We start from the raw sequence: 22344 nt of genomic DNA, 5'->3' as shown, positions 1-22344 counted from the left end.
TAAGTCCTGAAAGGATGAACATAGGTGCCTTTTTATCAATCAGAAGAACAAAAAGAATATATAGAGAATTTGGGCAAAGCAATTGAAAGATTCTCAAAGCGCGAGCAGGAACTTGATGAATCTGGTGGTTTTCCTTTTACAAACATCAACGAATTGAAACAATTTGGCTATAACACGTTAACACTGGCTAAAAAATATGGCGGGAAGGGCGGTTCACTTTACGATTATCTTCTTTCCCAGGAACGGATTGCACGGGAATCGGGTCCTACTGCTTTGGCAATCGGCTGGCATGCAGGAGTCGTTTTAGAATTAGTCGAAAATCAAAATTGGGATGAAGAGGTATTAGATGAATTTTTTCGAGAAATTGCAAATGGAGCTTTAGTAAACCGGGCAGCTACTGAACCGCAGACCGGCAGCCCTACACGAGGGGGACGACCGGAAACCACGGCAGTAAAAAAAGGGAATAAGTGGCTGATAAATGGAAGAAAGACATTTACAACGCTTGCCCCTGTTTTGGATCTTTTTATTGTGAGTGCATGGATCCCCGAAGAGGAAACAATCGGCTCGTTCTTGATCCATAAGGATACAAAAGGGCTTCGCATCGAAGAAACATGGGATGTGATCTCGATGCAGGGTACCGGAAGCCATGATCTGGTACTTGAAAATGTAGAAATTCCCGAAAAATATTATGTTGAAAAACAAGAAGACAGGCCAAGGGGAAAATCTGCATGGCTGCTCCATATCCCGGCATGCTATCTTGGGATTGCGATGGCAGCACGGGATTATGCTGTCGAATTCGCGAAGACTTATTCGCCAAACAGCCTTAATGGCCCTATAAGCGAACTGCCCAACGTACAAAGGGTGATCGGTGAAATCGAACTTGAAATGACCGAGGCGCGGCACTTTCTTTATTCTGTTGCTGAAAAGTGGCAAACAAAACCCGATTACCACGACGAGCTTTCCAGGGATCTGGCTGCTGTCAAATTCCGGGTTACCAATAATGCCATTTCCATTGTTGATAAGGCAATGAGGGTAGTCGGTGCCAAAAGCCTTCAAAGAACAAACCCGCTGCAGCGCTATTATCGCGATGTACGTGCAGGTCTTCACAATCCTCCAATGGATGATTCGACGATTCAATTGCTTGCAAAGTCGGCTTTATATGAAGACAGGGATTAAAGGCTATTGAAATTAGAAATATTCTATGCTAATAATTAAGAGGAACGAATAAATATTGATCTGCCAACTAAATATTCTTTCACCACTAGGGGTGCTTGTAAAAGCTGAGAGAGACGGGCGTGTCTTAACCCTTAACACCTGAACTAGGTAATACTAGCGTAGGAAAGCGGTGCTGTTGTATGTATTTTATTGCATTACTTATACAATACATATCTTGATGCCACCAACCGCTTCTTTTCACTAGGAGCGGTTTTTTATTATTTAAAAAGGGAGGAGCCATGCATGAATCGAGAGTTTCAATCACTTATGGAAGATGTGGAACAACGGGAGGAAGAATTGATTGAACTGGTTAAAGAATTAATCGCTTTCCAGACACCGGCACCCCCCGCAAGGAATACAGCAGACGCACAGCTTTTTGTAGCATCTTTTCTAAAAAAACATGGGTTTCACATCGATATGTGGGATGTTTATCCCGGTGATCCAAATGTCGTAGGGGTTCTAAAGGGTACGGATTCCAATAGCTACAATAGCTTGATCATTAACGGACATATGGATGTTGCCGAGGTAAACGCAGACGAGAATTGGGGAATATCTCCCTTTCAGGCCGAGATAAAAGGAGATGTTATCATTGGCCGTGGAACAGCCGACATGAAAGGAGGATTGGCGGCTTCCCTTTTTGCTATACAATTGCTTAGAGAAGCAGGACTGGATTTACCGGGAGATGTAATCTTTGAGTCAGTGATCGGCGAAGAAGTTGGCGAAGCGGGAACATTGCAATGTTGTGAGCGTGGATACACCGCTGATTTTGCGTTAATTGCCGATACGAGCAATCTTCATATTCAAGGGCAGGGAGGTGTAATAACTGGCTGGATTACTGTTAAAAGCAGCCAGACATTCCATGATGCTACCAGAAAAAATATGATCCATGCAGGCGGAAATATTTTTGGTGCTAATGCAATCGAGAAAATGATGAAGATCATGAATGGGTTGCAGGAGCTGGAGCGCCACTGGGCAGTGACAAAGGGATATCCAGGATTTCCTCCAGGGGCCAATACGATTAATCCTGCTGTAATTGAAGGAGGCAGGAATGCTGCGTTTATTGCAGATGAATGCAGGTTGTGGGTTACCGTCCATTTCTATCCGAATGAATCCTACGAGCAGATAATAAAAGAAATAGAGGAGCATATCATCAATGTGGCCAAGGGGGATCCATGGCTGAAAGAACATTTGCCTTGCTTTGAATGGGGCGGAACTTCGATGATTGAAGATCGGGGCGAAGTATTCCCAGCCTTCGAAATTGAGACCAATCATCCGGCAATTCGGTTGCTCGCCAATTCACATAACGAAGTAACCGGCAAGAATCCAGTTATCGATGTCTCGCCAACCGTGACTGATGGCGGTTGGCTCGCTGATGCTGGGATACCCTCAGCCCTTTATGGGCCGGGACAGTTGGAACATGCGCATTCAGTCAACGAACAAGTTTCAATCCAACAATTAATAGAGTTTACAAAGGTAGTTCTAAGGTTCATCTATGAGTGGGTACATACTAAGAAGGGAGCTTGAAATATTTTCAATTATTTTAGTAATGATTTAACTGCTAATATATCAACAAATGGGATAGGAGCCGTAGTTGCCATGGATAATACCGTATTGGAATTCAATTCTGTAACGTTTAGTTATTCAGGGCCAGATAACGATACAAAGATTTTGGATTCTTTGGATTTCAGGGTACAAGAAAGAGAGTTTGTCAGCATCATAGGCGCAAGTGGCTCGGGAAAAAGCACCTTGTTTCGTCTTATCTCCGGGTTAGAACAGCCGTCAATCGGTGAAATACTGATCAATGGAAACTACCTCACTAATCGGCTCGGCCATGTAGGCTATATGCCGCAGCAAGACTTGCTCATGCCATGGAGGACGATTGTCGAGAATGCTGCTTTGCCTCTACAAATCAATAGTTACCGGAAGGATGAGGCGAGGAAACAGGTAACCGCGCTATTAGATGAATTCGGCTTAAGCGGGTACGAAAACCGTTATCCTGGTGATTTGTCCGGAGGGATGAAACAGAGGGTTTCCTTTTTAAGAACGATTTTAACTGGAGCGCCGGTTCTGCTGTTGGATGAACCCTTTAGTGCTCTTGATGCCATCACCAGGCTATCGATGCAGGAGTGGTTAATGGAGCAATGGGAGAAGCGAAAGAAAACAATTTTATTTATCACGCATGATGTCAATGAAGCTCTTTATCTGTCAGATCGGATTTTCGTGTTTAACCAGACTCCGGTTCATGCATTGGAAGAAATCAAGATACCAATGAAAAGGCCGAGAAACCTAAAAGATCTGAATAGACCTGAAATGATTGCTTTAAAAGATCGATTACTTGATCAGCTCCGTTTGAAGGTGAAACCATGAAAATATGGAGGGAGTATACGCTAACTATTAGTCTGCTTTTTATTCTTGTGTTTTTTTGGGAGGTGACTGCCCGGATTATTAATATGGCCTTTATTTTACCTTCTCCCACTGCCATACTTGTTAAGTTATGGGAGCTAAAGGTGGTATTAATCGCTGAACACCTGCCTGCAACGTTACTTATCATTTTTATTGGTCTGGCAATCTCCATCCTTTTAGGTGTCGGGCTGGCAGTCTCCATGAATCAAAGCAAGATTATCGAGAAAGCATTTTACCCTTTGATAATTTTTTCGCAAATGGTCCCGACAGTTGCTTTGGCGCCAATATTCATTCTCTGGTTTGGATATTCCATTTGGAGCAAGGTGCTTGTTACAGTCTTAATCACCTTTTTCCCGATTACGATTAATACATATGACGGTTTGCGTTCAGGCAGTAAAGAATTAAAGGAATTGCTGTTGACGATGGGGGCAAGAAAAAAAGACATTTTCTTCATTGTTAATGTACCAACTGCATTACCGCATTTTTTCTCAGGTTTAAAGGTTGCGGTCACTTTCAGTGTGATCGGGGCAGCGATTGGGGAATGGCTTGGGGCACAGGCGGGATTGGGGTATTTCAGCAGACGGATGATGACTCAGTTTGACGGGGCGGGTGTCTTTGCGCCGATCATTCTTTTATCAGTTGTCGGAATTTTATTATTTTTACTCGTTAAATGGATTGAAAACAAATCATTGAAATGGAGGCAATCACAATGAAACGGAACCTATATCTTCTTGCAGCCTGTTTTCTGTTTTTTATGCTCAGCGCCTGTAGTAACGATCAAAAAACAGGTACAGAAAGGGAGGAAAAAGAGCTTACTAAAATAAATATCATGCTCGATTGGTATCCAAATGCTGTACATACCTTCTTGTATGTTGCAAACGAAAAAGGTTATTTTAAAGAAGAAGGGTTAGATGTAGCCTTTCAATTTCCCGCCAATCCGACCGATCCAATTAATCTGGCCGCTGCAGGGAAGGTCACCCTTGGATTAACTTATCAGCCGGATGTTGTATTGGCACATGCAAATCAGGATGTTCCGATTAAGTCTGTGGGAGCAATCGTCCACTCTCCATTAAACCGGGTCGTGTTTCTAGAAGATAGCCCAATTAAAAGACCAAAGGATTTAGAAGGGAAAACGATAGGTTTCCCCGGTACACCATTAAATGAAGCGATCCTTAAAACCATGGTTAGTAACGATGGAGGCAATCCCGATAAAGTAAAATTAGTCGATGTCGGCTTTGAACTGGAATCTTCGCTTGTCAGCAAAAAAGTAGATGCGATAATTGGGGCCTATATTAACCATGAAGTTCCAGTCTTAAAGCAAAAAGGATTTGAAACGAGGAACTTTGATCCGACCAAATACGGAGTTCCCGATTATTATGAATTGGTGGCTGTAACAAGCGATCAAACGCTTTCCGACGATCAAAAGAGCATAGATGCTTTTTGGCGTGCTGCCGTAAAAGGATATAAATACATGGAAAACAATCCGGATGAAGCTCTTGAAATACTGCTCAATAACCAGGATGAAGCCAATTTCCCATTGGTAAAATCAGTCGAGCAGCAAAGTCTTGAAATTTTGCTGCCAAAAATGAAGGCGAAAGATGGATTCGGCTCCCAGGAAGAAGCATCCTGGAAAGAGACTTCCAGTTGGATGAAAGAAACAGGGTTAATTAAGAAAATGCCGGAAATAGATGAGATGTACAAAGAGTAATAGCGAATAATAATAATGTTATGTTAACTGTGCGCATTTTTCGAGGTAGGTCTTAGAGAGATGCGCGCAAATTTTTTTAGGGTTCTGAGAGCTGTTAAATAGCGATCCTAATAATTTTAATAGAAGCCAGAATGAATAAGCACTTATATAGAAGATAAAATTGTTTAAATGGAATGAAAATTTTCTCTTCGTCTCACTATTTTAAGTAATCTTATGTTATGAGATAAAATAGCTTTATTTTTTATAACTTCCTATAATATATATTATGTCAACTAGAAACAAAGATAAGATTATCAAGGGGTCACGCTCTCAAGTTCCCATAAGATTCATTATTGTCCCCTAACTTTGCTCAAGTTGACTATAATATTCAATGTTGCTTCTGATAACTCTCAGGGTTCTTCCTATAAGACGGCTAGTTCTCATAATTAATGGTTTCGAACATAATTCTCAGGGATCGACCGCATAACTACCAGGAGGTCCGATAATTATGAATTACGTTCAAGCTGCGGATGATTATCTCATGTATTTGGAAGTCGAGAAAAATTACTTCGTTAACACCTTAACCAGTTACGCATTTGATTTAAAGCTCTGTGGCGACTTTTTAACGGCTAACGACCGTTCATTGAACTTAGATGAACTCACGTCGTCCAGTGTGCGCCGTTTTGTTCAAGACCAGGTCATCAAACATGCCATCAAGCCAAGAACCCTGCAAAGGCGTATATCGTGCCTGAAATCGTTCAGCCAATACTGTTTAAAGGAAAACTACATGAAGTCTGACTTCACAGCAGGCATCCAGGCGCCTAAATCCGATAAAAAGTTACCTAAATACATGAACTTGCAGGAGCTAAACAAATTATTTGCTTATTTGGAACAAGACCCGCGACCGCAGGCAATTAGAAATGAATTGATGTTTAAATTATTAGCGACAACAGGAATGAGACGACAAGAATTGGGGGATTTAATATGGGAGCAAGTCGATTTAGATAACCAAACGATTTTAGTTCGAGGGAAAGGAAAAAAAGAACGCCTCCTCCCCCTTCACCCGATTGTGTTACCATTGTTTCAAGAGTATAGACAACGACTTTCAGAACAGCAAAACCATTATAGTGAACCGATATTTTATAATAAGAATAATAATAAGCAACTGAACCCACGTGGACTTCATAAAATATTCAAGGAAACCTTGGATCGGGCTGGATTGCCCTCACATAGATTTTCAAATGTGGCCATGACAGTTGAAAAAGTCTCCTGTAATTTCCTCCACACTAATTGCTCAATCTGTTTTAAATTAAGATAATCTGTGGTATTCTTTTGCATGAGGGCACTCTCCTTTGAATCGGGTTTTAGTCGACTATGATTCTACCAAGAAGAGGCCCTCTTTTTCATGTATTTTGCTTACCCCTACCGCGCTTCCGCTTACTATCCCTTATTTCCAGAACGCAGTCTTCGACTACATTCTGGAAATAAAGGTATTTAATTCTCCTACAAACATTTTACTCATACTGGTTGCGGTTTTCGACAATGACGGTATACACGTAAACCGTATCCGCCACTTCCACGACAAGTGATATGGTTGACTTCTTATCAGCTTCCCAGGCAAAGCTTGAATTCAGGATCTTTATATAAGACATGTTCTTTAGCTTCCTATCATCGAAATCGACAATTTCGGGAACGTTCGGATTCGGTCTGGAGCAATGTTCCCTGACTAATCGGTCCTCTTCCAAACGGTAGATGGCGTAGTGACCGAAGAATTCCATTGACCTGAAGGACAGGTTTCCCGCGTCCTTTCTCTCAATCTTGTCCAAAAGCTTCGCAGACAGTGCGTTCGCAAAATCCACTTCTTGCTGTGCGTATATTGGTAAATTGGCTGAATCGTTTGCCGCTCTTTCCAAATCCTTTTTAAGCTTCAATATCATGTCATCCTTGGTTTCGATGTCTTTGTCCCATTCTTTGAACAATTCCACCGCTTGTTTGAATTTGAAGCCGTTCCCTTTCAACAAGTATAGGGAAAAGATTTCATATTCCCGCCGATGGTTGGTATACGCATAATAGTGAAAGTAGTCCTTCTTGCTTTCATCGGTCATGTCGTGAAGGGTTTTTATCCCCATGGTATAGTTAATCAAAAGACCGAATAAAAACAGCAAGACCGTTATCATTGTGAAAAACCCAAAGACAGTGTCGAGTTTGAAGCACCATCCAATAATTCCAGCGGGAATAACATAAATTATCGCCCTCCAACTAAACCATTCTTTCGCCTCTGCATATCCCTTTTTCCATTTCTTTCGCCTTAAGTCTTTTTGAAAGTGGTCCGCATTATCACTTGCCTTTGGTGCGGCTTCTCTGATCGATTTTATGTAAGGATCCAATTTTTCCGAGGCTGCTTCCAAATTTTCTAACGCAAGTTCTCTTTTATGTAAACTTCCCCCCAAATCATACTACCTCGCTTCCCGTTGAATGTTAAAGGTTCATTGTCCTTCCCATTGATTATAGCAAGCGCCTGCTGGAAAATTAATGGTTTACTTAAAAAAGAGCGAATTTAATTCAAAGGCGACACTTTATGAAATTATCATTTTAATAACTTGGGTCTTGCAAAAAAATTGTCGACTAGAATTTTGTCAAAGGTGATCTAGTCCTAAGAACCTTTGTCGAATGGAGAAAATAAAAAAAGGACATTGCAACCTTTATGGAGAAATTTGTGGTTACCAATCCCAAATCCCATAAAAAGGATAATGTCCAATTCTATGGTAACCTTCTATTCTTATATAGTCCATTTTATTGCTGCTTTAGGCCTTGGATTTTCAAAGCCCCAAACCCGTCATGTGTTGACTTTTATTCATGGAATCATTTTGACAGATGGAGAAAAAACAGTCTCTACTATCCGGAGGTCAACCCATGAAACCCGTCACTTGAGTTGTATGACCCGGTTCCTGAACGAGTCTCCTTGGTGCCCTAACCGCGCTAATCGTCGGCGCATTCAGTTTATGATGAATAGAATCAAAAAAGTTCGTGCCAAGCAAGGTGATACCAGACCGATTACTTTTTTGATCATTGATGACACCCAATCTAAAAAGGATCAAACCACCCGCAAGATGGAAGGATTGGATTATCATTTTTCTCACTCCGATGGGAAAAGTATCTGGTCCCATTGCATTGTGACCGCCCATGTGGTGAGCGAAGGCTATTCATTTGCCTTTGATTATCGCTCCTACTTCAGGGATTCCTACTGTAGCGAAAATGGCCTTGTGTGTAAAAGTAAAAATGACCTGGCCATTGAGTTAATTGACGAGTACGAATCGCCATCAGACGAACAGGTGTATGTTCTGGTGGATAGCTGGTATACAAGCAAAAAATTGATCGATGCGTGCAGCACAAAAGGCTACCACCTGATTGGCGGTTTGCGGTCAAACTGAAAAATCTATCCGGCAGGTATCGGAATCAAACTGTCCACATTTATTTCGGACTATATCCAGGCTGATGATCTCCGCCCCGTTACCGTGGGACATCACCATTATAAAATATACTCGTATGAAGGAAATCTCAGTGACACGGAAAATGCCACGATCCTTGTGTCCTGGGAAGACAAATTCGATTCAAAGACGAAGCCATTTTGTCTCCTATGCACAGATAGCAGCCTGGATCTCGTGACGATTCTGTGCTTCTATGACGTGCGATGCTGTAGTTCTTCATCCGAAAATTCTTTAAGGTCACACCTGTATTTTATGAAATAGTTGCGTATGTATTTCTTTAATTCACCTGTTACTTTAGGTAAAGGAGGTTTATATACGCTCTTCCCATTCTTAACCTTTTCCCAGTAATCTCTCGGCGGTAACGGAATACCAAATTTGGAGCAGTGCTTTCTCAAAGCAACATCAGAAATTTCATATTTTTTAGCAACAATCTTTACAGGTTCGGTCCATATCTCGTTATAAAGTTGTTCTCGTTCATCAGCGGTAATTGAACCACGAAAAAAATTGTTTACTCTCCTCATACCCTATCCTCCCTTAAAAATAGATATAAACAAACTGAAATCATATTTACATTATTCATAAAAATCTAAATTAGATATCCTTTTTTCTTTGAATAATAAGATCGTTTTTACCTAGTAATTTTTCTATGTATAATAACAGTATATCGTGCTATTTTTACTAATAAAATTACAGTATAAATCGAGGGATATAATGCAAAATCTTGAACAACAGCTTCAGCAAGCATTAACAGAATGTGAACAGTTGAGGCAAGAAAACCAAAAATTAAAGGCCCTATTGAAATATCATAACATTCAGCTAAATAGAAATGACTCTTTACCGAATACAAAGAATGACGTTCCTATATCTAAAAAACAGAAGATAAATGAAAGAATTAAAATATTTAGAGAGCTTTTCATAGGTAGAATGGATGTATATGCAGTAAGATGGGAATCTAAAAGTGGAAAATCCGGTTATTCCCCTGCTTGTAAATATGAGTGGCAACCACCTATATGTCAAAAACCAACCATAAAATGTTCTGAATGTCAGCATCGAATACTACTCCCTTTAACAGAACAAGTCATTTATGATCATCTTACAGGTAAACATATAATAGGTCTCTACCCCCTTTTACAAGATGAAACATGCTGGTTTTTAGCGATTGATTTTGATAAGAAAAATTGGCAAAAAGATGTTCAAGCTTTTGTAGATACTTGTAAAGAGTTGAATGTCCCAGCAAGCGTTGAGCGTTCTCGATCAGGAAATGGGTGTCATGTTTGGATCTTTTTCTATCAAGTAATTCCCGCTTCCCTAGCTCGAAAACTCGGCAATATGTTATTGTCACGTACACTTGAAAAAAGATATGAAGTAGGAATAGATTCATTTGACCGATTATTCCCGAATCAGGATACCCTGCCCAAAGGAGGGTTTGGAAATTTAATCGCTCTTCCTTTGCAACATGGTCCAAGAAAGAATGGTAATAGCAGCTTCATTGATGAAAACTTTGTACCATACACGGATCAATGGCTCTATTTAGCTAATGTTAAAAAAATGAAGATAGAAGACGTTAAAGAAATGATTAAAACATTTCATCAAAGTGATGAGTCATCTATGTTTATTAAAGAAAACAATCAATATGTCTCCAATAACAAGGTTCAAATTAAAATCCCTACTAAACTGAAAGTGATTGAAAAGAATGGCTTATATTTTGAAAAAGAAGGTCTTCCTTCATCCTTTATTCATAAACTTATTCAGTTAGCAACGTTTAAAAATCCAGAGTTTTTTAAAGCACAAGCAAAACGGTTATCCACTTATGGAATTCCAAGAAATATTACTTGTAGCGACGAAACAGATCGATTTTTCATTTTACCCCGTGGGTGTAAAGATGATTTAATAGCGTTACTTAATGAGTACTCTATTGATCATGAATTTGAAGAACATTCCAATTTAGGAACCAACATATCAGTAAATATTAAAGGGGCGTTAAGAACAGAACAAGAACAAGCGCTAAGAAAGTTATTAGAAAAACCTATAGGAATTTTATCGGCTACAACTGGATTTGGAAAAACAGTTGTAGCTGCTGCACTCATTGCAAAGAGAAATGTAAATACACTAGTCATCGTTCACAGGAAACAATTAATTGAACAGTGGAAAGAACGATTATCCACGTTTTTAAATTTAGAAGATTATCAAATCGGTCAAATTGGTGGAGGTAAAAATAAACAGTCAAGGATCATTGATATTGCAACCATTCAGAGTCTTAATTATAAAGGGGAAATTAAAGATCAAGTCACTCAATATGGTCAAATCATTGTAGATGAATGCCATCATATTTCTGCCTTTAGTTTTGAGCGGGTTTTAAAAAAAGCGGATGCAAAATATATTCATGGATTAACCGCCACTCCTACTAGAAAAGATGGTTTACAACCCATTATGACCATGCAGTTAGGACCTATTCTCTATAAGGTAAATGCAAAACATCAAGCAAAGGTTCGACCTTTTGAACATATACTATTGCCCCGATACACCGACTTCAAGAGTGTACATAAGGCTGATAAAAAAGATATACAATCATTGTATAAAGAACTCATAAAAGATAAAAATCGCAATCAAATGATTTTTGATGATGTTCTCAAAGAGCTAGACCAAGGCGCTGCCCCCCTTATTTTAACGGAAAGAGTAGAACATGTTCATCATTTAGAATTAAAATTTAAAAAGTTCGCCAAAAATATTATTGTATTAACAGGCGGAATGAGTAAACAAGAAGAAAAAGAAAAAATAAAGAGACTAGAAGAGCTACCGGATGACGAAGAAAGATTAATTATTGCAACAGGAAGATATATTGGAGAAGGTTTTGATCATGCACGATTAGATACTTTATTCTTAGTCATGCCCTTCTCTTGGAAAGGCACGTTGCAGCAATATGTTGGAAGACTGCATCGCTTACATGATCATAAATCAAAAGTTAAAGTGTTTGATTATGTTGATCATAAAGAACCGATGTTAAAAGTAATGTTTGAAAAAAGAATGAAAGGCTACAATTCAATGGGATATAAAATAATAGATAAAGAATCGATTGTGCAGACTAACGCTGAACAAATGAAGTTATTTTAAAAGAAAGAGGTTATGCTCCAATACAATAGCCAACAAGGAAAGTTGGCTATTGTATTCATTGTAAATTTCTAAACTTATATGTGTATATTCATTTTATTAAGATCTATAACAATACCAGTTTTTCTCATAAAGTCGTACCCAATAATTCCATCTATTTCAAGACCATAATCCATAGAACCTAATTCGATTAGAAAATTACTTGTGCTAATATCTTGGGAAAGATATATTTGATCCATCTGTTTGGTATAAACAAATTCGGCTCCACCCACTCCGTATATGGTATGTGTAACATCATTTGCTTCTGGTTTAACACCAATTTTTTCCATACTATTCACATTAAAAATTGTTCCAGCTGAGCCAGTATCAATTAATATACGATTTAATTGTATGGATTTCCCTCTGAAAATAACGGTTGCTTCTACAAATGGTAGGCCATGTACTTCACTAAGGTTGATCATACTTTTCTTAATCCAGTCCATTTTTTTTCGTGAATATCGAGATTCTCTCGAGATGTATGAAAAAAATAAAATTCACGATCTGGCTTTTGTTTATGAAGTTCAGCGTGTCTTCGTAACGCTTGCATGGAATCATCAAAACAATCAAGTACAGCCATATCTTTTACAACTCTGATATTATCTTGGGAGTATGACTCAATTGCTTCTAACACTACCCATTTCTCTGGATAAGCTTGTCTAACTTCTTCCCACTGCATTGCATGTACCTCCCTATTTTTCCTATATATTATAAGGTAAGTTCTATTCTATTTATCATAGCATTAACCTCATAAATCAGTAAATAAATGAATGATTTCCCTAAAGATACACTTGATGTTTTATCTAGACAAAAGATATAGAGTATTAATATTGAAGAAAATATGTAGAGGAAATTTAAATTTGGGTCATTCTCGCCCAGTCTACTTGGATTCCCGATAAAAGACCTAATGTCAAAAAAGTACCTTCGGGACGAACACAAAAAGCTAGGTCATTACCAGACGAGCCTCCAATTGAATCAATAGCTACATCGGCCCCATACCCACCAGTCAACCCCATAACTGTTTCACGTAATGGATCTTTAGAGGTGTTAATTACACAAGAAGCACCAAGCCTTAGTAACTCCTTTGAATATTTATCATACCGGGTTATCGCAATTAGTCGGAAGCCTAGAACCTTAGATAATTGGGCGAAAATATGCCCGATAGCTGAGCCACAGGCATTGACCAAGAGGACGTCACCTGTGCTTAATCCTAACTCTTCCGTACAGATGACCCATGCTGTAATCGGATTTATGTACATTTGCGCAGCTGTAAAATCATCAATAGAATCTGGAATTAATACTGCCAATTCTGCAGATGTTTTAACAAAATCTTGCCAAGTACCTTCTCCCCTCAAAGGCAAAACACGCTTGCCTATAAGACTTTGAGACGCTAAGCAACCTACATCTTCTACAATTCCAACTCCCTCATAACCTGGAATATTTGGTAAAGAAATTCTATGAGAGTAAGCACCTCTTATCGGTATTAAATCAGATGGGTTAATTGGTCTGGCTACCATCCGTACAAGTACCTCATTTTCTTTTGGGGGTTGAATGTCTTTATATTCAACTTTAAGTACTTCTTGGGGGTTGCCAAATTCAGTGAATTTGAGACATTTAGCTTTCAAGGAACCCTCTCCTTCAATAATAAAAACAGTTCTATGTTCTTAAACAATCTGGCCCTATTCTAGCACATCTTTGTTCATTAATTGCGCCCGATTGGGGAATAAAGAATTACTCACTCTTAACAAAAATGGAATATTCAACAGGATTAACAAACCCTAACTTTTCTGCTAATTTTATAGAGGGCTTATTTGATACATCACAATCCCATGTTGGAACTATTTTATTTTCAAGGCTATACCCTATAAATGCTTTAGCAATTACAGATGCTAATCCTTGTCCTCTATAATCTTTGTGAGTAGCAATATCAATTTCTGCAAATTGTTTAGAAGAGAAAATCGAAGTACATTCACTCACTATTTATTGTGGACCCCATTGTCAAGACACGGATTTTTAAATTTTAAGGTGGGGGTAGAACGAGGATCGTCTACTTTAGTGCAGCCAGAGGAATTCACTTGGCTTTAGGGGTTGGATTACCCACCATTGTTTTTTTGTTTGTGAGCCATCCTCACCGGTATTTTGCTTCTTAGGGGCTAACTTGTCAAGAGCGAACGAGTGAGGGCTTGCCTTTACTCTTGACTGGTTAGCCCCTAAGAAGTACTCTTTTCATGAGGATGGCTTGCGAACAATTATACGAGAAAAAGAGAAGCAGGGGTTTGATAGCCCAATGATTGATGTGGCCGTTTATCATTATAAAATGTTAAAAAGTTATTGATCTCTGTTCTAGCTTCTCTAGGGCTCACGTAGTCTTTCAGGTACACTTCTTCATATTTCACAGTACGCCAGAGCCTTTCCGTGATAATGTTATCCAGAGCCCGTCCTTTTCCGTCCATACTAATATTCACATCTTTCTCCTTGAGTAAGTCGGTATACTGGGGACTTGTGAAATGGCTGCCCTGATCACTATTCATGATGGTAGGCGTGTATTTGGATAATGCTCGTTTCACGGTATCCACTACAAAATCCATTTCGAGTGTTTGATCTAATTCCCAACTAACGACATAGCGAGAAAACCAATCTATGATCGCTACGAGGTACATCCAGCCCCGATTCAGGCGAATGTATGTGATATCTATTCCCCATACGTGATTCGAGTGCTGAATGGTTAATCCCCTTAATAAATACGGATAAATTCGGTGCTGATGATTCCGTTTACTTAGATTTGGGCCTGGTGCGATCCCAGCAATCCCCATCTCTCTCATATGGCGTTGTACAGCCTTTCGATTAATGAACACCCCTTCATTATTGTTCAAAGTATGAGTAATTCTCCTTGTTCCGAAAAATGGGTATTTGGTGTATATTTCATCAATTTTATGTTTGATCAATACCTCTTCAGGAGAAGGAGCGACAGGTTTGTAATATAGGCTAGAGCGATTGAGGCTAAGTAGTTCAGCCTGCGTTTTCATCGGTAATTCTGATGCCTCCCATTCAAGCATAGTTAAGCGTTCATCTCTAGTCTTTAATGCCAGATTTTTTTTTAAGCCACGACAATTGCGTGGTTAGTTTTCCGACTTCAACATATAGAGATTCAATTTGATCCTCATAATTCGCTTTCATCTGATCTATTTTATTATTTTCATTAGCGAATAATTGCGGCATCTGATCAATTGCGGCTTTCTTCCACTGTCTTAGTTGATTCACATGAATCCCGTGGTCAGACGCGATTTCATTAAGGGTTTTTTCCTCTCTCAAGATTTCTAGCACAATTTGAGATTTATATTCTGATGTATAACTTTTTCGTTGTTTCATAAATCTACTTTAACATCTCCTCATTTCGTGTCTAGTTTCTTGGGTCCATTATAATTTTTCCGTTATGTAGAATGTTGAAACCAAAGCCATTTTCAATAAAGTTTGAAATAGATCCCCAGTAATCTTTATAGTATTTCTCATTAAATTCTAAGCTGTTCTTTATCATTTCAGCATTTATCTTCTCAATAAAATAATTACCTAGTAATCTTTTTTTCTCAATTGAATCATTACTGTGACAATATTTATAGGATAATCTCCTTATTTCCTTTATTTCATCTTTAAACATATTTTTAATTATAAAATTCCAATTTTCTGATGAAGAAAATAAAGTGAAACGCGATTTCTCAACCTTACTTTGCCTATGCAACTCAAAAAGGAAATTATTGAAATCCAAGTTATTTATTTCTCCTGCCACAAAATAAATGCCTGAATTGGTTCCAATCAAAACTGTTTTAAGAAAATTAGAGTCAGCATAAACTTTTCCTCGAATATAACCATCTAAGACTGAATATGCAAATGTAGGGCAATTTTCCTTTTTTTCCTTTATTTTACCTTTCACGTTATCAAATTCAGATTGATCAAGTATTACCATCAAGACTACACCTTCCTGTAAGAATAAATTTTATTTCCCACCGTCTACCATTCAACTTCAACAAAAGGTAAGTTATATGTAGTATCCGTTTCAAAACATAGATATGGTGCACCCTTTATCATTTTTTACATGTAACCATAGATAAGCGTTAGAAAAGAGGCTGTTTTTGTTTCGTTAATTACGATGAATACGGCCAAAAATCATACTACATATAATGGCCAGATTGCGGAATAGTGGCTTTATCTATTTCAGTTTTAATTTTAATAATTCACAAAATAGATTTAATAAATTGCTGGGTATTTAACACGGTGGCAAATTCATTGTGAACAGTCGCAAGAGAAAGATTATGAATCGTTTCTGCATCTATATATTCATCGTTGTGATCCTTCATTCCAAAAGCTGCTGTTGCATCTGAAAGCAGATAAGTATCATAACCTAAATTCCCACTCATTCTTGTAGTGGTTGAAACGCAATGCGGTGTCGTCAAGCCAGTAACTACTACTTTGTCCGTATTAATGCTTTTTAAATATTCGTTAAGATTAGTTCCAATAAAAGCACTATTAACCGTCTTTGTTATTACTTTTTCATGATTGAGGGGAGCAACAATGTCTTTTATAGTAAAACCTTCACCTTTATAATAAAAAACTGAACCTGGTTTTTCAGACATATGCTGAATATGAATAACCTCCCAACCCTTATCACGCCATATATCTAACACTTTCTTAATGTTTTCTTCGGCATGAAAATTATTTCGTTCTCCCCATTTTTTATCTTCAAAAGCCTTTTGTACGTCTACAATAATTAAAGCTTTATTCTTCTTCACCATATAACTCCCCCTTTCAACTATAGCCACGGTTTGTTACAATAAATAACTTGAGTCTTGCATCTTTTGAAATTAATCCTAAAAAAGGCCATATTAAACAAAGGGCTAAAAGTTTCGATTTTCAAGCCGACAATTTTAGACATTTCAGCACTTCGGCCAGAGGCTTTTGAGTCAGTCCTTGCTCATAGGCATAGAGAATCAGCTGGCCTAGATGTTCCTTTCGGATCTGGCGGACTGTGTCTCCGATGGTGACAACGCCTTCCTTTTTCCACTCTTTCCTATGGTTTTCGAGAAAGTTATACGTGAGAAATTGAAGGCACCAGTAACGTTCTTTTCCGTTGTGCGAAAGCAACTGATAGTGGTCAAAACCGAGTAACTCCTTAAAATACCGGTATCCTGTCTCGATGTGCCAACGCACTTCATAGTAGCGCAGGATTGTAACGAGATCCAGGCTGCAATCAGTGCAGAGGAGACAGAATGGTTTTGCTTTTGAATTGTATTTGTCTTGCCAGGAAACCAGGACAGTGGCATTCTCCGTGTCACTGAGATTTCCTTCATACGAGTATATTTTATACCGTTGATACCCCACCGTAACGGGGAGGAGATCATCAGGCCCGATAAAATCAGAGATGAACTTGGAGAGTTTGATACCAATCCCTCCAGGATAGATCTTTCTGTTTGTTCGCAATCCGCCAATCAAGTGGTAGCCTTTTGCGCTGCATGCGTCAATCAACTTTTTGCTTGTATACCAACTGTCGACCAGGACATAAACCTGTTCGTCAGAAGGAGATTCGTAGTCGTTAATTAATTCAATTGCCAGGTCATTCTTGCTTTTAAACACCAGACTATTTTCACTGCAGTAAGACTCCCTGAAGTAAGAGCGGTAGTCAAGGGCAAAAGAATAGCCTTCGCTTACAACATGGGCGGTTACCATACAATGTGACCATACGCTTTTCCCGTCGGAGTGGGAAAAGTGATAATCCAATCCTTCCATCTTGCGTGTGGTTTGATCCTTTTTAGCTTGGGTATCGTCCACAATCAAGAAACTGAGGGGTCTTGTATCTCCTTGCTTAGCCCGGATGTTCTTGATCTTATTCATCATGAACTGGATTCGTCGCCGATTGGCTCGGTTAGGGCACCATGGAGATTCGTTTAGGAACCGGGTCATACAGCTCAAGTCACGTGATTCATGGGTGAATCTCCGGATATTGGAGACCGTTTTTACACCATCAGTCAAGATGATTCCGTGAATAAACGTGAGCACATGATGAGTTTGCGGTTTCGAAAATCCAAGTCCCAGAGCAGCAATAAAATTGACTATATAGGAATAAAAAGTTACCATTTTTATACGGCATCTCCTTTTTTAGGTATTGGTTTGGGTAACCTTTACATTCCACAAAAAAGAGGTGCCATTCCTATTTCAGGAAAAATAACAAACAATCCTTGAACCCGACAGAGTTCAACAATTTTTACTCGACAGATTTTTTGCAAGACTCAAGTAAATAATTTAATTTCACTTATATAATATAACAGCTCTAACTATTTCATAAAAATATTCTTTCCATGTTCTTGGGTAATTCTCCATCTCTAAACCCCCTCCAAAGCCGGCTCTAAAGCTAATATCGCACCAAAATACTGTGAAGCAGTAGTAAACGTAATAAACGCACAAAGCTCACTAATTTCTACGTCAGAATCTTTCAAAACATTAAACGTAGCATCTGAAATATCCCCTTTTTGTTTTGCAAATACTTCAGTAAAGCCTACTGCAATAGACATTTTTTCATTGAATAAATGGGGTTCAGGTTTTCCTTTTGCTTTACAATACTCACAACCATTACTTTGAGCTAACGTTCTCCTTACTTGTTCTTTTAACTGAGAAGAAGGCTTCCCATTTTTTTCTAACACTTCTCCCAATTTCGTCCACCCATCCATTACATCTTTGTTGTGCCCTAAAAGCTTTTGAAAAGAGGTCTCCCCGAATTTTGATTCATTAATTCTTGCCATAACTAATACCTCCTTGTAATATTGATAATATCGAAATTATCCGTTGTATCACATTAAATACAAAACAAGTTTCCCACAAAACATTTAATAACTTAACGAAATAGGAGGTCTTTCCTTGAAAATGAAAATTGATTCAATTGATAAAAAAAAATAATAGATGAATTAAGTAAAAATAGTCGATTATCGATGAGTGAACTTGGAAGAAGAATTAATTTGTCTTCTCCTTCTGTAACAGAACGGGTAAGGCAAATGGAGTCATTTGGAATTATAAAGAAGTATACGTTAGAAGTGGATTATGAGAAATTTTAAGTCGTTGTGACTTTTCATTTGATTCTCTCGGGTCGATCATTGTACTTGCCCAACTAGCCCAAAAAGCACTTCTTTTGTTTTCTGAATCAATTTGTTCTTCTAATGGGGCAAGACTTTGCCTTCCAATTCTAGATAAATTAAGCAACGAGGCATACCACCTGCTACAACCTGCCATGAGATTAGCGAAGGTCAACCGGCAAAAAATGAAATAAGAGAAGCAAAACCCCATCCCGTCAAAATTCCTACTATGGGATGATTATACAGGGGCAGCAAGACTTCCTGAGTTTTAATTATTTTGATTGTTCTCTTTTAGAAGCTGCTCGACTTGTTGTTTTATCGAAGGGATTTTATTCGTCACTACATCCCAAACAATCCGATAATTAATGGAAAAGTAGCCATGAATCATCATATCTCTCATGCCAGCCATCTTTCTCCATTCGATATGTGGATTTGCCTGTCTGACTTCTTCTGGAATGTTTTTACTAGCTTCTCCGATTACTAAAACGTTTTTAATCACCGCATCTGAAACTAAATCATTGTCTAAGAAGTCGTCATAAGATAGACCTTTTGTATATTTCTCAACTTTTTCAGCAGCGATGAAAATTTCCTCTAAAAAGACTTTAGGCTCCCTCTGCATACTTGGTACTCCTTAAAATACTTGGTATTAGTGCTGGTTTGATATCATCTAAAATGACTAAATCTACCGGCTTTTGAAAGTGATCTTCGAGATAGAACTTTAAATCCATATAGTTATCAAATGTCATTTTAGTGTCTATAAATTCCACTAACACATCAATATCGCTGGAATCTTTTTGCTCTCCTCGGCTATACGAACCAAAGAGACCAATCCGTTTCACTCCATACTTTTCATTCCATGTATGCATATTTTTGTTCAATTCATCAAGGATTTCTTGTTGTGATAACATATTATCACCGCCATTTTCTTGATATTTGATATTCTCATTATAGCATTTCTCTTTTTAATTATTCTCCGTTAAATGAAAAAAGCCCTAAATTGCAATATTAAATGCAACACATTCGTCTGAATACAGTGGTCTCAATTCTTCATCTCTTTGTAAACCGTTTAAACTTTAATTGCTACTGGTATGTTGTCTAAAATTTTAGCTTGCTCTTCACATAAACTACCATCATTTAGACCCAACTCTAATCCTAATGCTGGATATTCGAGTTGGGTAGGATCTTCTCCCAATTACAAATTTTACATATATGGTAGCTAAAAGACTCGGCTAATGTTTTTAAACCACAACAGGAACAGGTATATCTCAAATCCATCATCCTTTTGCTTTTTCTGCGGCTGCATATATTTCGGCATCAGATATTCAGGCCTAACTATTTAGTTTCCTTCTTCAACCGATTCAACCAGCTTAAATAAAAAACGGTAAATTAAACGATATGCATCACCAATAGATATATCTTCTTTGAATCCATCGGCGTAGTTCAAAGTGAAATTCAAATCCCATAATCCGTCGTCTTGGATGAAAAGCAGCTCATATGCAGCCTCATCCCCATGCAATTCTTTTTCCAGATAGTCCTTTATAGGAGCTTCAAATTTCTTTTGCAGCTTAAGACCTAACATGACATCGTAGATACCAAATACATTATCGGTTTCTAAAGAAATCGCATCTATCCCAATCATTGCAAGACAGCTAGACTCCAGGTACATAAATTCATTCATATGTTTTTTAAAGTAGGCAATGGGCTGATTTAAAAAGGCTGGTGTTTCTTCAGCAAGCACTTCTTCGGATTCTTTATCACATCGTTCTATATAAGCATTGGAAAAGCGGGAAGTAGAGTTTTTCTCTACAAGGATCATATTTTCTGGAATTAGATGATATTTCTCCGCGTATTCCTTCTCTTCTTTATATATTTCAATCGTTTTAAGTTGCTGTTCTCCACTCTTCTTCATTTCTTCTGCTAGATGTTGCTTCACTTGATTCTTTAACATTTTCTAAATCCTCCAAATATCTGTGTTTAGTCGCCATCATTATAACCATATCTTCATACAGTTAGTACATCCCTATTATAGTCTATATCCATATATATCAGGGACAGGATAAAAGAAAGGATGGTTTTTTAACATAAAAAAGAGCCCTTGTAGGCTCATTTAAGATCGTTAGATACATTTATAAAAAACAGTCTTATTTTGCTTGTATTTGTTTTACATAGATCGCCTGGGAGGTATTCGAAATGACGCATCCATCTAAATCTTTTTCATTTATCAAACCTAAATTTAAAGCTGATTTTATCTTTATCTCATCAGGCTTCTTTTGGATAAGGTCCATCATATTTAATTCTTCCAGTCTTTTTACAGTTATTTCTTGTTCGAATTTTTCTGTTTTTCGTATTTGCCTTTGTAATTTGTAATCACTGATTGTCACATCGCCTTTCAAGTTTTTGCCGACCGACAGATCAAAATATTGGTTAAAGACTTTCTTTAATTCATCCAATTGGGTTTCAATTTCTTTTTTCCTGCGATTAAGCTCAATATATTGTGCCAACATCTCTTTTGTAATCAAATAGTCTATTTCATTTTTCATTCTGATCGCCCCATTCCTCAAATCGATATTCCATCTTATTGTGGAATGTGGCGAGATATTACTCTTTTAAATTCATATATTTTAAATATAATTCATGTATAGCTTTAAAGATATGTTCTTCTGCATAAAAAAAAGAAAATTATGGGCGCTTTTCCCAAGGTTGAGTAACTCCAACAATACTTAAAAGTTTATCATTAATAATAGATTCAATTACTCCGTTGGATATTTCCTCGTTTGTTAGCCACCTTGAATACCCACCTTCAATTATAAAACCTAGCTGCACTTGGCGATACAAACAATGGTCGGGTATTTTAGCATTTCTTTTAGTTTCAATTAAATTGCTGCTACTCCCTAAAATATGTAGCAAAGTCCACTTATTATTGTTCTTCGAATTTTGTTGGGATATTATATCCAGTGCATTTTCAGCGTCAGAGTGTATCCAAGCAATAATTAAATGAATATCTCCATTTTTCCTAATGATAAATTCCATTTTCTTTTTCAATTCATTTCCATTTTTATAATCCACCAATATTGGTGTTATTAGTGCATCATTTTTTATTTTTTTTAATAAATGCTTCATTCGGTCAGGACTTTGGCCAATAACAGTCACATGATAGCCATTGTTCATTAGCCATAATGATACATTTGTTAACATTCCAGTACCGCCAACTACTAATGCATGTTTAATTACTCTCACATCCTATATTTCTAGGTTTTCAACCTTATGGTCTATATAAAAACGTTATATTTTC

The 22344-nt window shown here is 37.8% G+C and carries 24 protein-coding genes, 2 pseudogenes and 1 riboswitch; of the genes and pseudogenes, 9 read left to right on the top strand and 17 right to left on the bottom strand.

Translation table 11 applies throughout. The annotated features are described in order from the left end of the window. Nucleotides 1-24 precede the first annotated feature (24 nt). The 6 genes from ELQ35_RS06020 (at nt 25) to ELQ35_RS05995 (ending at nt 6623) form a co-directional block, all read left to right on the top strand. A complete protein-coding gene (locus ELQ35_RS06020; protein ID WP_126863913.1) occupies nt 25-1176 on the top strand; it encodes an acyl-CoA dehydrogenase family protein in 1152 nt (383 codons plus the stop codon). Between the two features lie 77 nt (nt 1177-1253). After that, nucleotides 1254-1358: riboswitch (TPP riboswitch) on the top strand. Nucleotides 1359-1458: 100 nt separating this feature from the next. Then, nucleotides 1459-2739: an acetylornithine deacetylase gene (locus tag ELQ35_RS06015; protein WP_126863912.1), complete on the top strand. Its 1281-nt coding sequence runs from the start codon at nt 1459-1461 to the stop codon at nt 2737-2739. Nucleotides 2740-2811: 72 nt separating this feature from the next. After that, a complete protein-coding gene (locus ELQ35_RS06010) occupies nt 2812-3582 on the top strand; it encodes an ABC transporter ATP-binding protein (protein ID WP_126863911.1) in 771 nt (256 codons plus the stop codon). After that, a complete protein-coding gene (locus tag ELQ35_RS06005; protein WP_126863910.1) occupies nt 3579-4331 on the top strand; it encodes an ABC transporter permease in 753 nt (250 codons plus the stop codon). The genes ELQ35_RS06010 and ELQ35_RS06005 overlap by 4 nt, the downstream gene beginning before the upstream one ends. Beyond that, nucleotides 4328-5326 (top strand): ABC transporter substrate-binding protein, encoded by a 999-nt coding sequence (locus ELQ35_RS06000; protein ID WP_370873510.1) that lies wholly within the window; start codon nt 4328-4330, stop codon nt 5324-5326. The genes ELQ35_RS06005 and ELQ35_RS06000 overlap by 4 nt, the downstream gene beginning before the upstream one ends. A gap of 487 nt (nt 5327-5813) precedes the next feature. After that, nucleotides 5814-6623, top strand: coding sequence for a tyrosine-type recombinase/integrase (locus ELQ35_RS05995; RefSeq protein ID WP_126863908.1), 810 nt, complete (start codon nt 5814-5816; stop codon nt 6621-6623). 196 nt (nt 6624-6819) lie between these two features. Here ELQ35_RS05995 and ELQ35_RS05990 read toward each other — a convergent pair whose 3' ends face one another. Then, a complete protein-coding gene (locus tag ELQ35_RS05990) occupies nt 6820-7755 on the bottom strand; it encodes a hypothetical protein (RefSeq protein WP_126863907.1) in 936 nt (311 codons plus the stop codon). A gap of 312 nt (nt 7756-8067) precedes the next feature. Here ELQ35_RS05990 and ELQ35_RS05985 point away from each other — a divergent pair, with 312 nt between their 5' ends. Beyond that, on the top strand, nt 8068-8736 hold the full coding sequence (locus ELQ35_RS05985) for a transposase (protein WP_185861678.1): 669 nt from the start codon (nt 8068-8070) through the stop codon (nt 8734-8736). A 248-nt stretch (nt 8737-8984) separates the two neighbouring features. Here ELQ35_RS05985 and ELQ35_RS05980 read toward each other — a convergent pair whose 3' ends face one another. After that, a complete protein-coding gene (locus tag ELQ35_RS05980) occupies nt 8985-9314 on the bottom strand; it encodes a hypothetical protein (RefSeq protein ID WP_126863905.1) in 330 nt (109 codons plus the stop codon). A 190-nt stretch (nt 9315-9504) separates the two neighbouring features. Here ELQ35_RS05980 and ELQ35_RS05975 point away from each other — a divergent pair, with 190 nt between their 5' ends. Then, complete coding sequence (locus ELQ35_RS05975) at nt 9505-11904, top strand: TOTE conflict system archaeo-eukaryotic primase domain-containing protein (protein WP_126863904.1); 2400 nt, start codon at nt 9505-9507, stop codon at nt 11902-11904. A 74-nt stretch (nt 11905-11978) separates the two neighbouring features. On the opposite strand, the gene ELQ35_RS05970 is transcribed toward ELQ35_RS05975, so the two are convergent. The 9 genes and pseudogenes from ELQ35_RS05970 to ELQ35_RS05930 all read right to left on the bottom strand — a co-directional run bounded on the left by ELQ35_RS05970 (nt 11979) and on the right by ELQ35_RS05930 (nt 18725). Further along, a complete protein-coding gene (locus tag ELQ35_RS05970) occupies nt 11979-12362 on the bottom strand; it encodes a retropepsin-like aspartic protease (RefSeq protein WP_185861677.1) in 384 nt (127 codons plus the stop codon). Continuing rightward, complete coding sequence (locus ELQ35_RS05965; RefSeq protein ID WP_126863902.1) at nt 12359-12616, bottom strand: hypothetical protein; 258 nt, start codon at nt 12614-12616, stop codon at nt 12359-12361. The genes ELQ35_RS05970 and ELQ35_RS05965 overlap by 4 nt, the downstream gene beginning before the upstream one ends. A gap of 187 nt (nt 12617-12803) precedes the next feature. After that, a pseudogene (locus ELQ35_RS05960) lies at nt 12804-13562 on the bottom strand (zinc-dependent alcohol dehydrogenase family protein); the annotation flags it as partial. Between the two features lie 106 nt (nt 13563-13668). Further along, nucleotides 13669-13914 (bottom strand): GNAT family N-acetyltransferase, encoded by a 246-nt coding sequence (locus ELQ35_RS05955; protein WP_246025991.1) that lies wholly within the window; start codon nt 13912-13914, stop codon nt 13669-13671. A 272-nt stretch (nt 13915-14186) separates the two neighbouring features. Continuing rightward, a protein-coding gene (locus ELQ35_RS05950; protein WP_221884952.1) for an IS3 family transposase occupies nt 14187-15306 on the bottom strand; the annotation gives its coding sequence in 2 pieces (ribosomal slippage) (nt 14187-15036 and nt 15035-15306; 1122 coding nt in all). A gap of 31 nt (nt 15307-15337) precedes the next feature. After that, on the bottom strand, nt 15338-15898 hold the full coding sequence (locus ELQ35_RS05945; RefSeq protein WP_126863899.1) for a GNAT family N-acetyltransferase: 561 nt from the start codon (nt 15896-15898) through the stop codon (nt 15338-15340). 268 nt (nt 15899-16166) lie between these two features. Beyond that, the gene (locus ELQ35_RS05940) at nt 16167-16724 is read right to left on the bottom strand and encodes a cysteine hydrolase family protein (protein ID WP_126863898.1); all 558 of its coding nucleotides are present in this window, start codon (nt 16722-16724) and stop codon (nt 16167-16169) included. Nucleotides 16725-16842: 118 nt separating this feature from the next. Then, nucleotides 16843-18063, bottom strand: coding sequence for an IS701 family transposase (locus ELQ35_RS05935; RefSeq protein WP_126863897.1), 1221 nt, complete (start codon nt 18061-18063; stop codon nt 16843-16845). Nucleotides 18064-18308: 245 nt separating this feature from the next. Then, nucleotides 18309-18725 carry a carboxymuconolactone decarboxylase family protein gene (locus ELQ35_RS05930; RefSeq protein WP_126863896.1) on the bottom strand — a complete coding sequence of 139 codons (417 nt, stop codon included), beginning with the start codon at nt 18723-18725 and terminating at the stop codon, nt 18309-18311. Nucleotides 18726-18846: 121 nt separating this feature from the next. Here ELQ35_RS05930 and lrpC point away from each other — a divergent pair. Continuing rightward, nucleotides 18847-19028 (top strand): annotated as a pseudogene (lrpC, locus tag ELQ35_RS05925) (transcriptional regulator LrpC); the annotation flags it as partial. 292 nt (nt 19029-19320) lie between these two features. Here lrpC and ELQ35_RS05920 read toward each other — a convergent pair. The 6 genes from ELQ35_RS05920 to ELQ35_RS05895 form a co-directional block, all read right to left on the bottom strand. Beyond that, nucleotides 19321-19671, bottom strand: a complete 351-nt coding sequence (locus ELQ35_RS05920; protein ID WP_126863895.1) for a HepT-like ribonuclease domain-containing protein — start codon at nt 19669-19671, stop codon at nt 19321-19323. Beyond that, nucleotides 19655-19960, bottom strand: coding sequence for a nucleotidyltransferase family protein (locus ELQ35_RS05915; RefSeq protein WP_126863894.1), 306 nt, complete (start codon nt 19958-19960; stop codon nt 19655-19657). The genes ELQ35_RS05920 and ELQ35_RS05915 overlap by 17 nt, the downstream gene beginning before the upstream one ends. Nucleotides 19961-20204: 244 nt before the next feature. Further along, on the bottom strand, nt 20205-20327 hold the full coding sequence (locus ELQ35_RS23030) for a CPCC family cysteine-rich protein (RefSeq protein ID WP_246025990.1): 123 nt from the start codon (nt 20325-20327) through the stop codon (nt 20205-20207). Nucleotides 20328-20388: 61 nt separating this feature from the next. Beyond that, on the bottom strand, nt 20389-21000 hold the full coding sequence (locus ELQ35_RS05905) for a branched-chain amino acid aminotransferase (protein WP_126863893.1): 612 nt from the start codon (nt 20998-21000) through the stop codon (nt 20389-20391). A 193-nt stretch (nt 21001-21193) separates the two neighbouring features. Next, nucleotides 21194-21592: a hypothetical protein gene (locus tag ELQ35_RS05900; protein ID WP_246025989.1), complete on the bottom strand. Its 399-nt coding sequence runs from the start codon at nt 21590-21592 to the stop codon at nt 21194-21196. 139 nt (nt 21593-21731) lie between these two features. Then, nucleotides 21732-22289, bottom strand: a complete 558-nt coding sequence (locus ELQ35_RS05895) for a short-chain dehydrogenase (RefSeq protein ID WP_281278105.1) — start codon at nt 22287-22289, stop codon at nt 21732-21734. Between the last annotated feature and the right edge of the window lie 55 nt (nt 22290-22344).

Source organism: Peribacillus cavernae (genome assembly GCF_003989135.1).
In the GTDB taxonomy this organism is placed as follows: domain Bacteria; phylum Bacillota; class Bacilli; order Bacillales; family DSM-1321; genus Peribacillus; species Peribacillus cavernae.
Note: the sequence above shows the minus strand (reverse complement) of the source record. Positions and strands in the feature narration are given on the sequence as shown.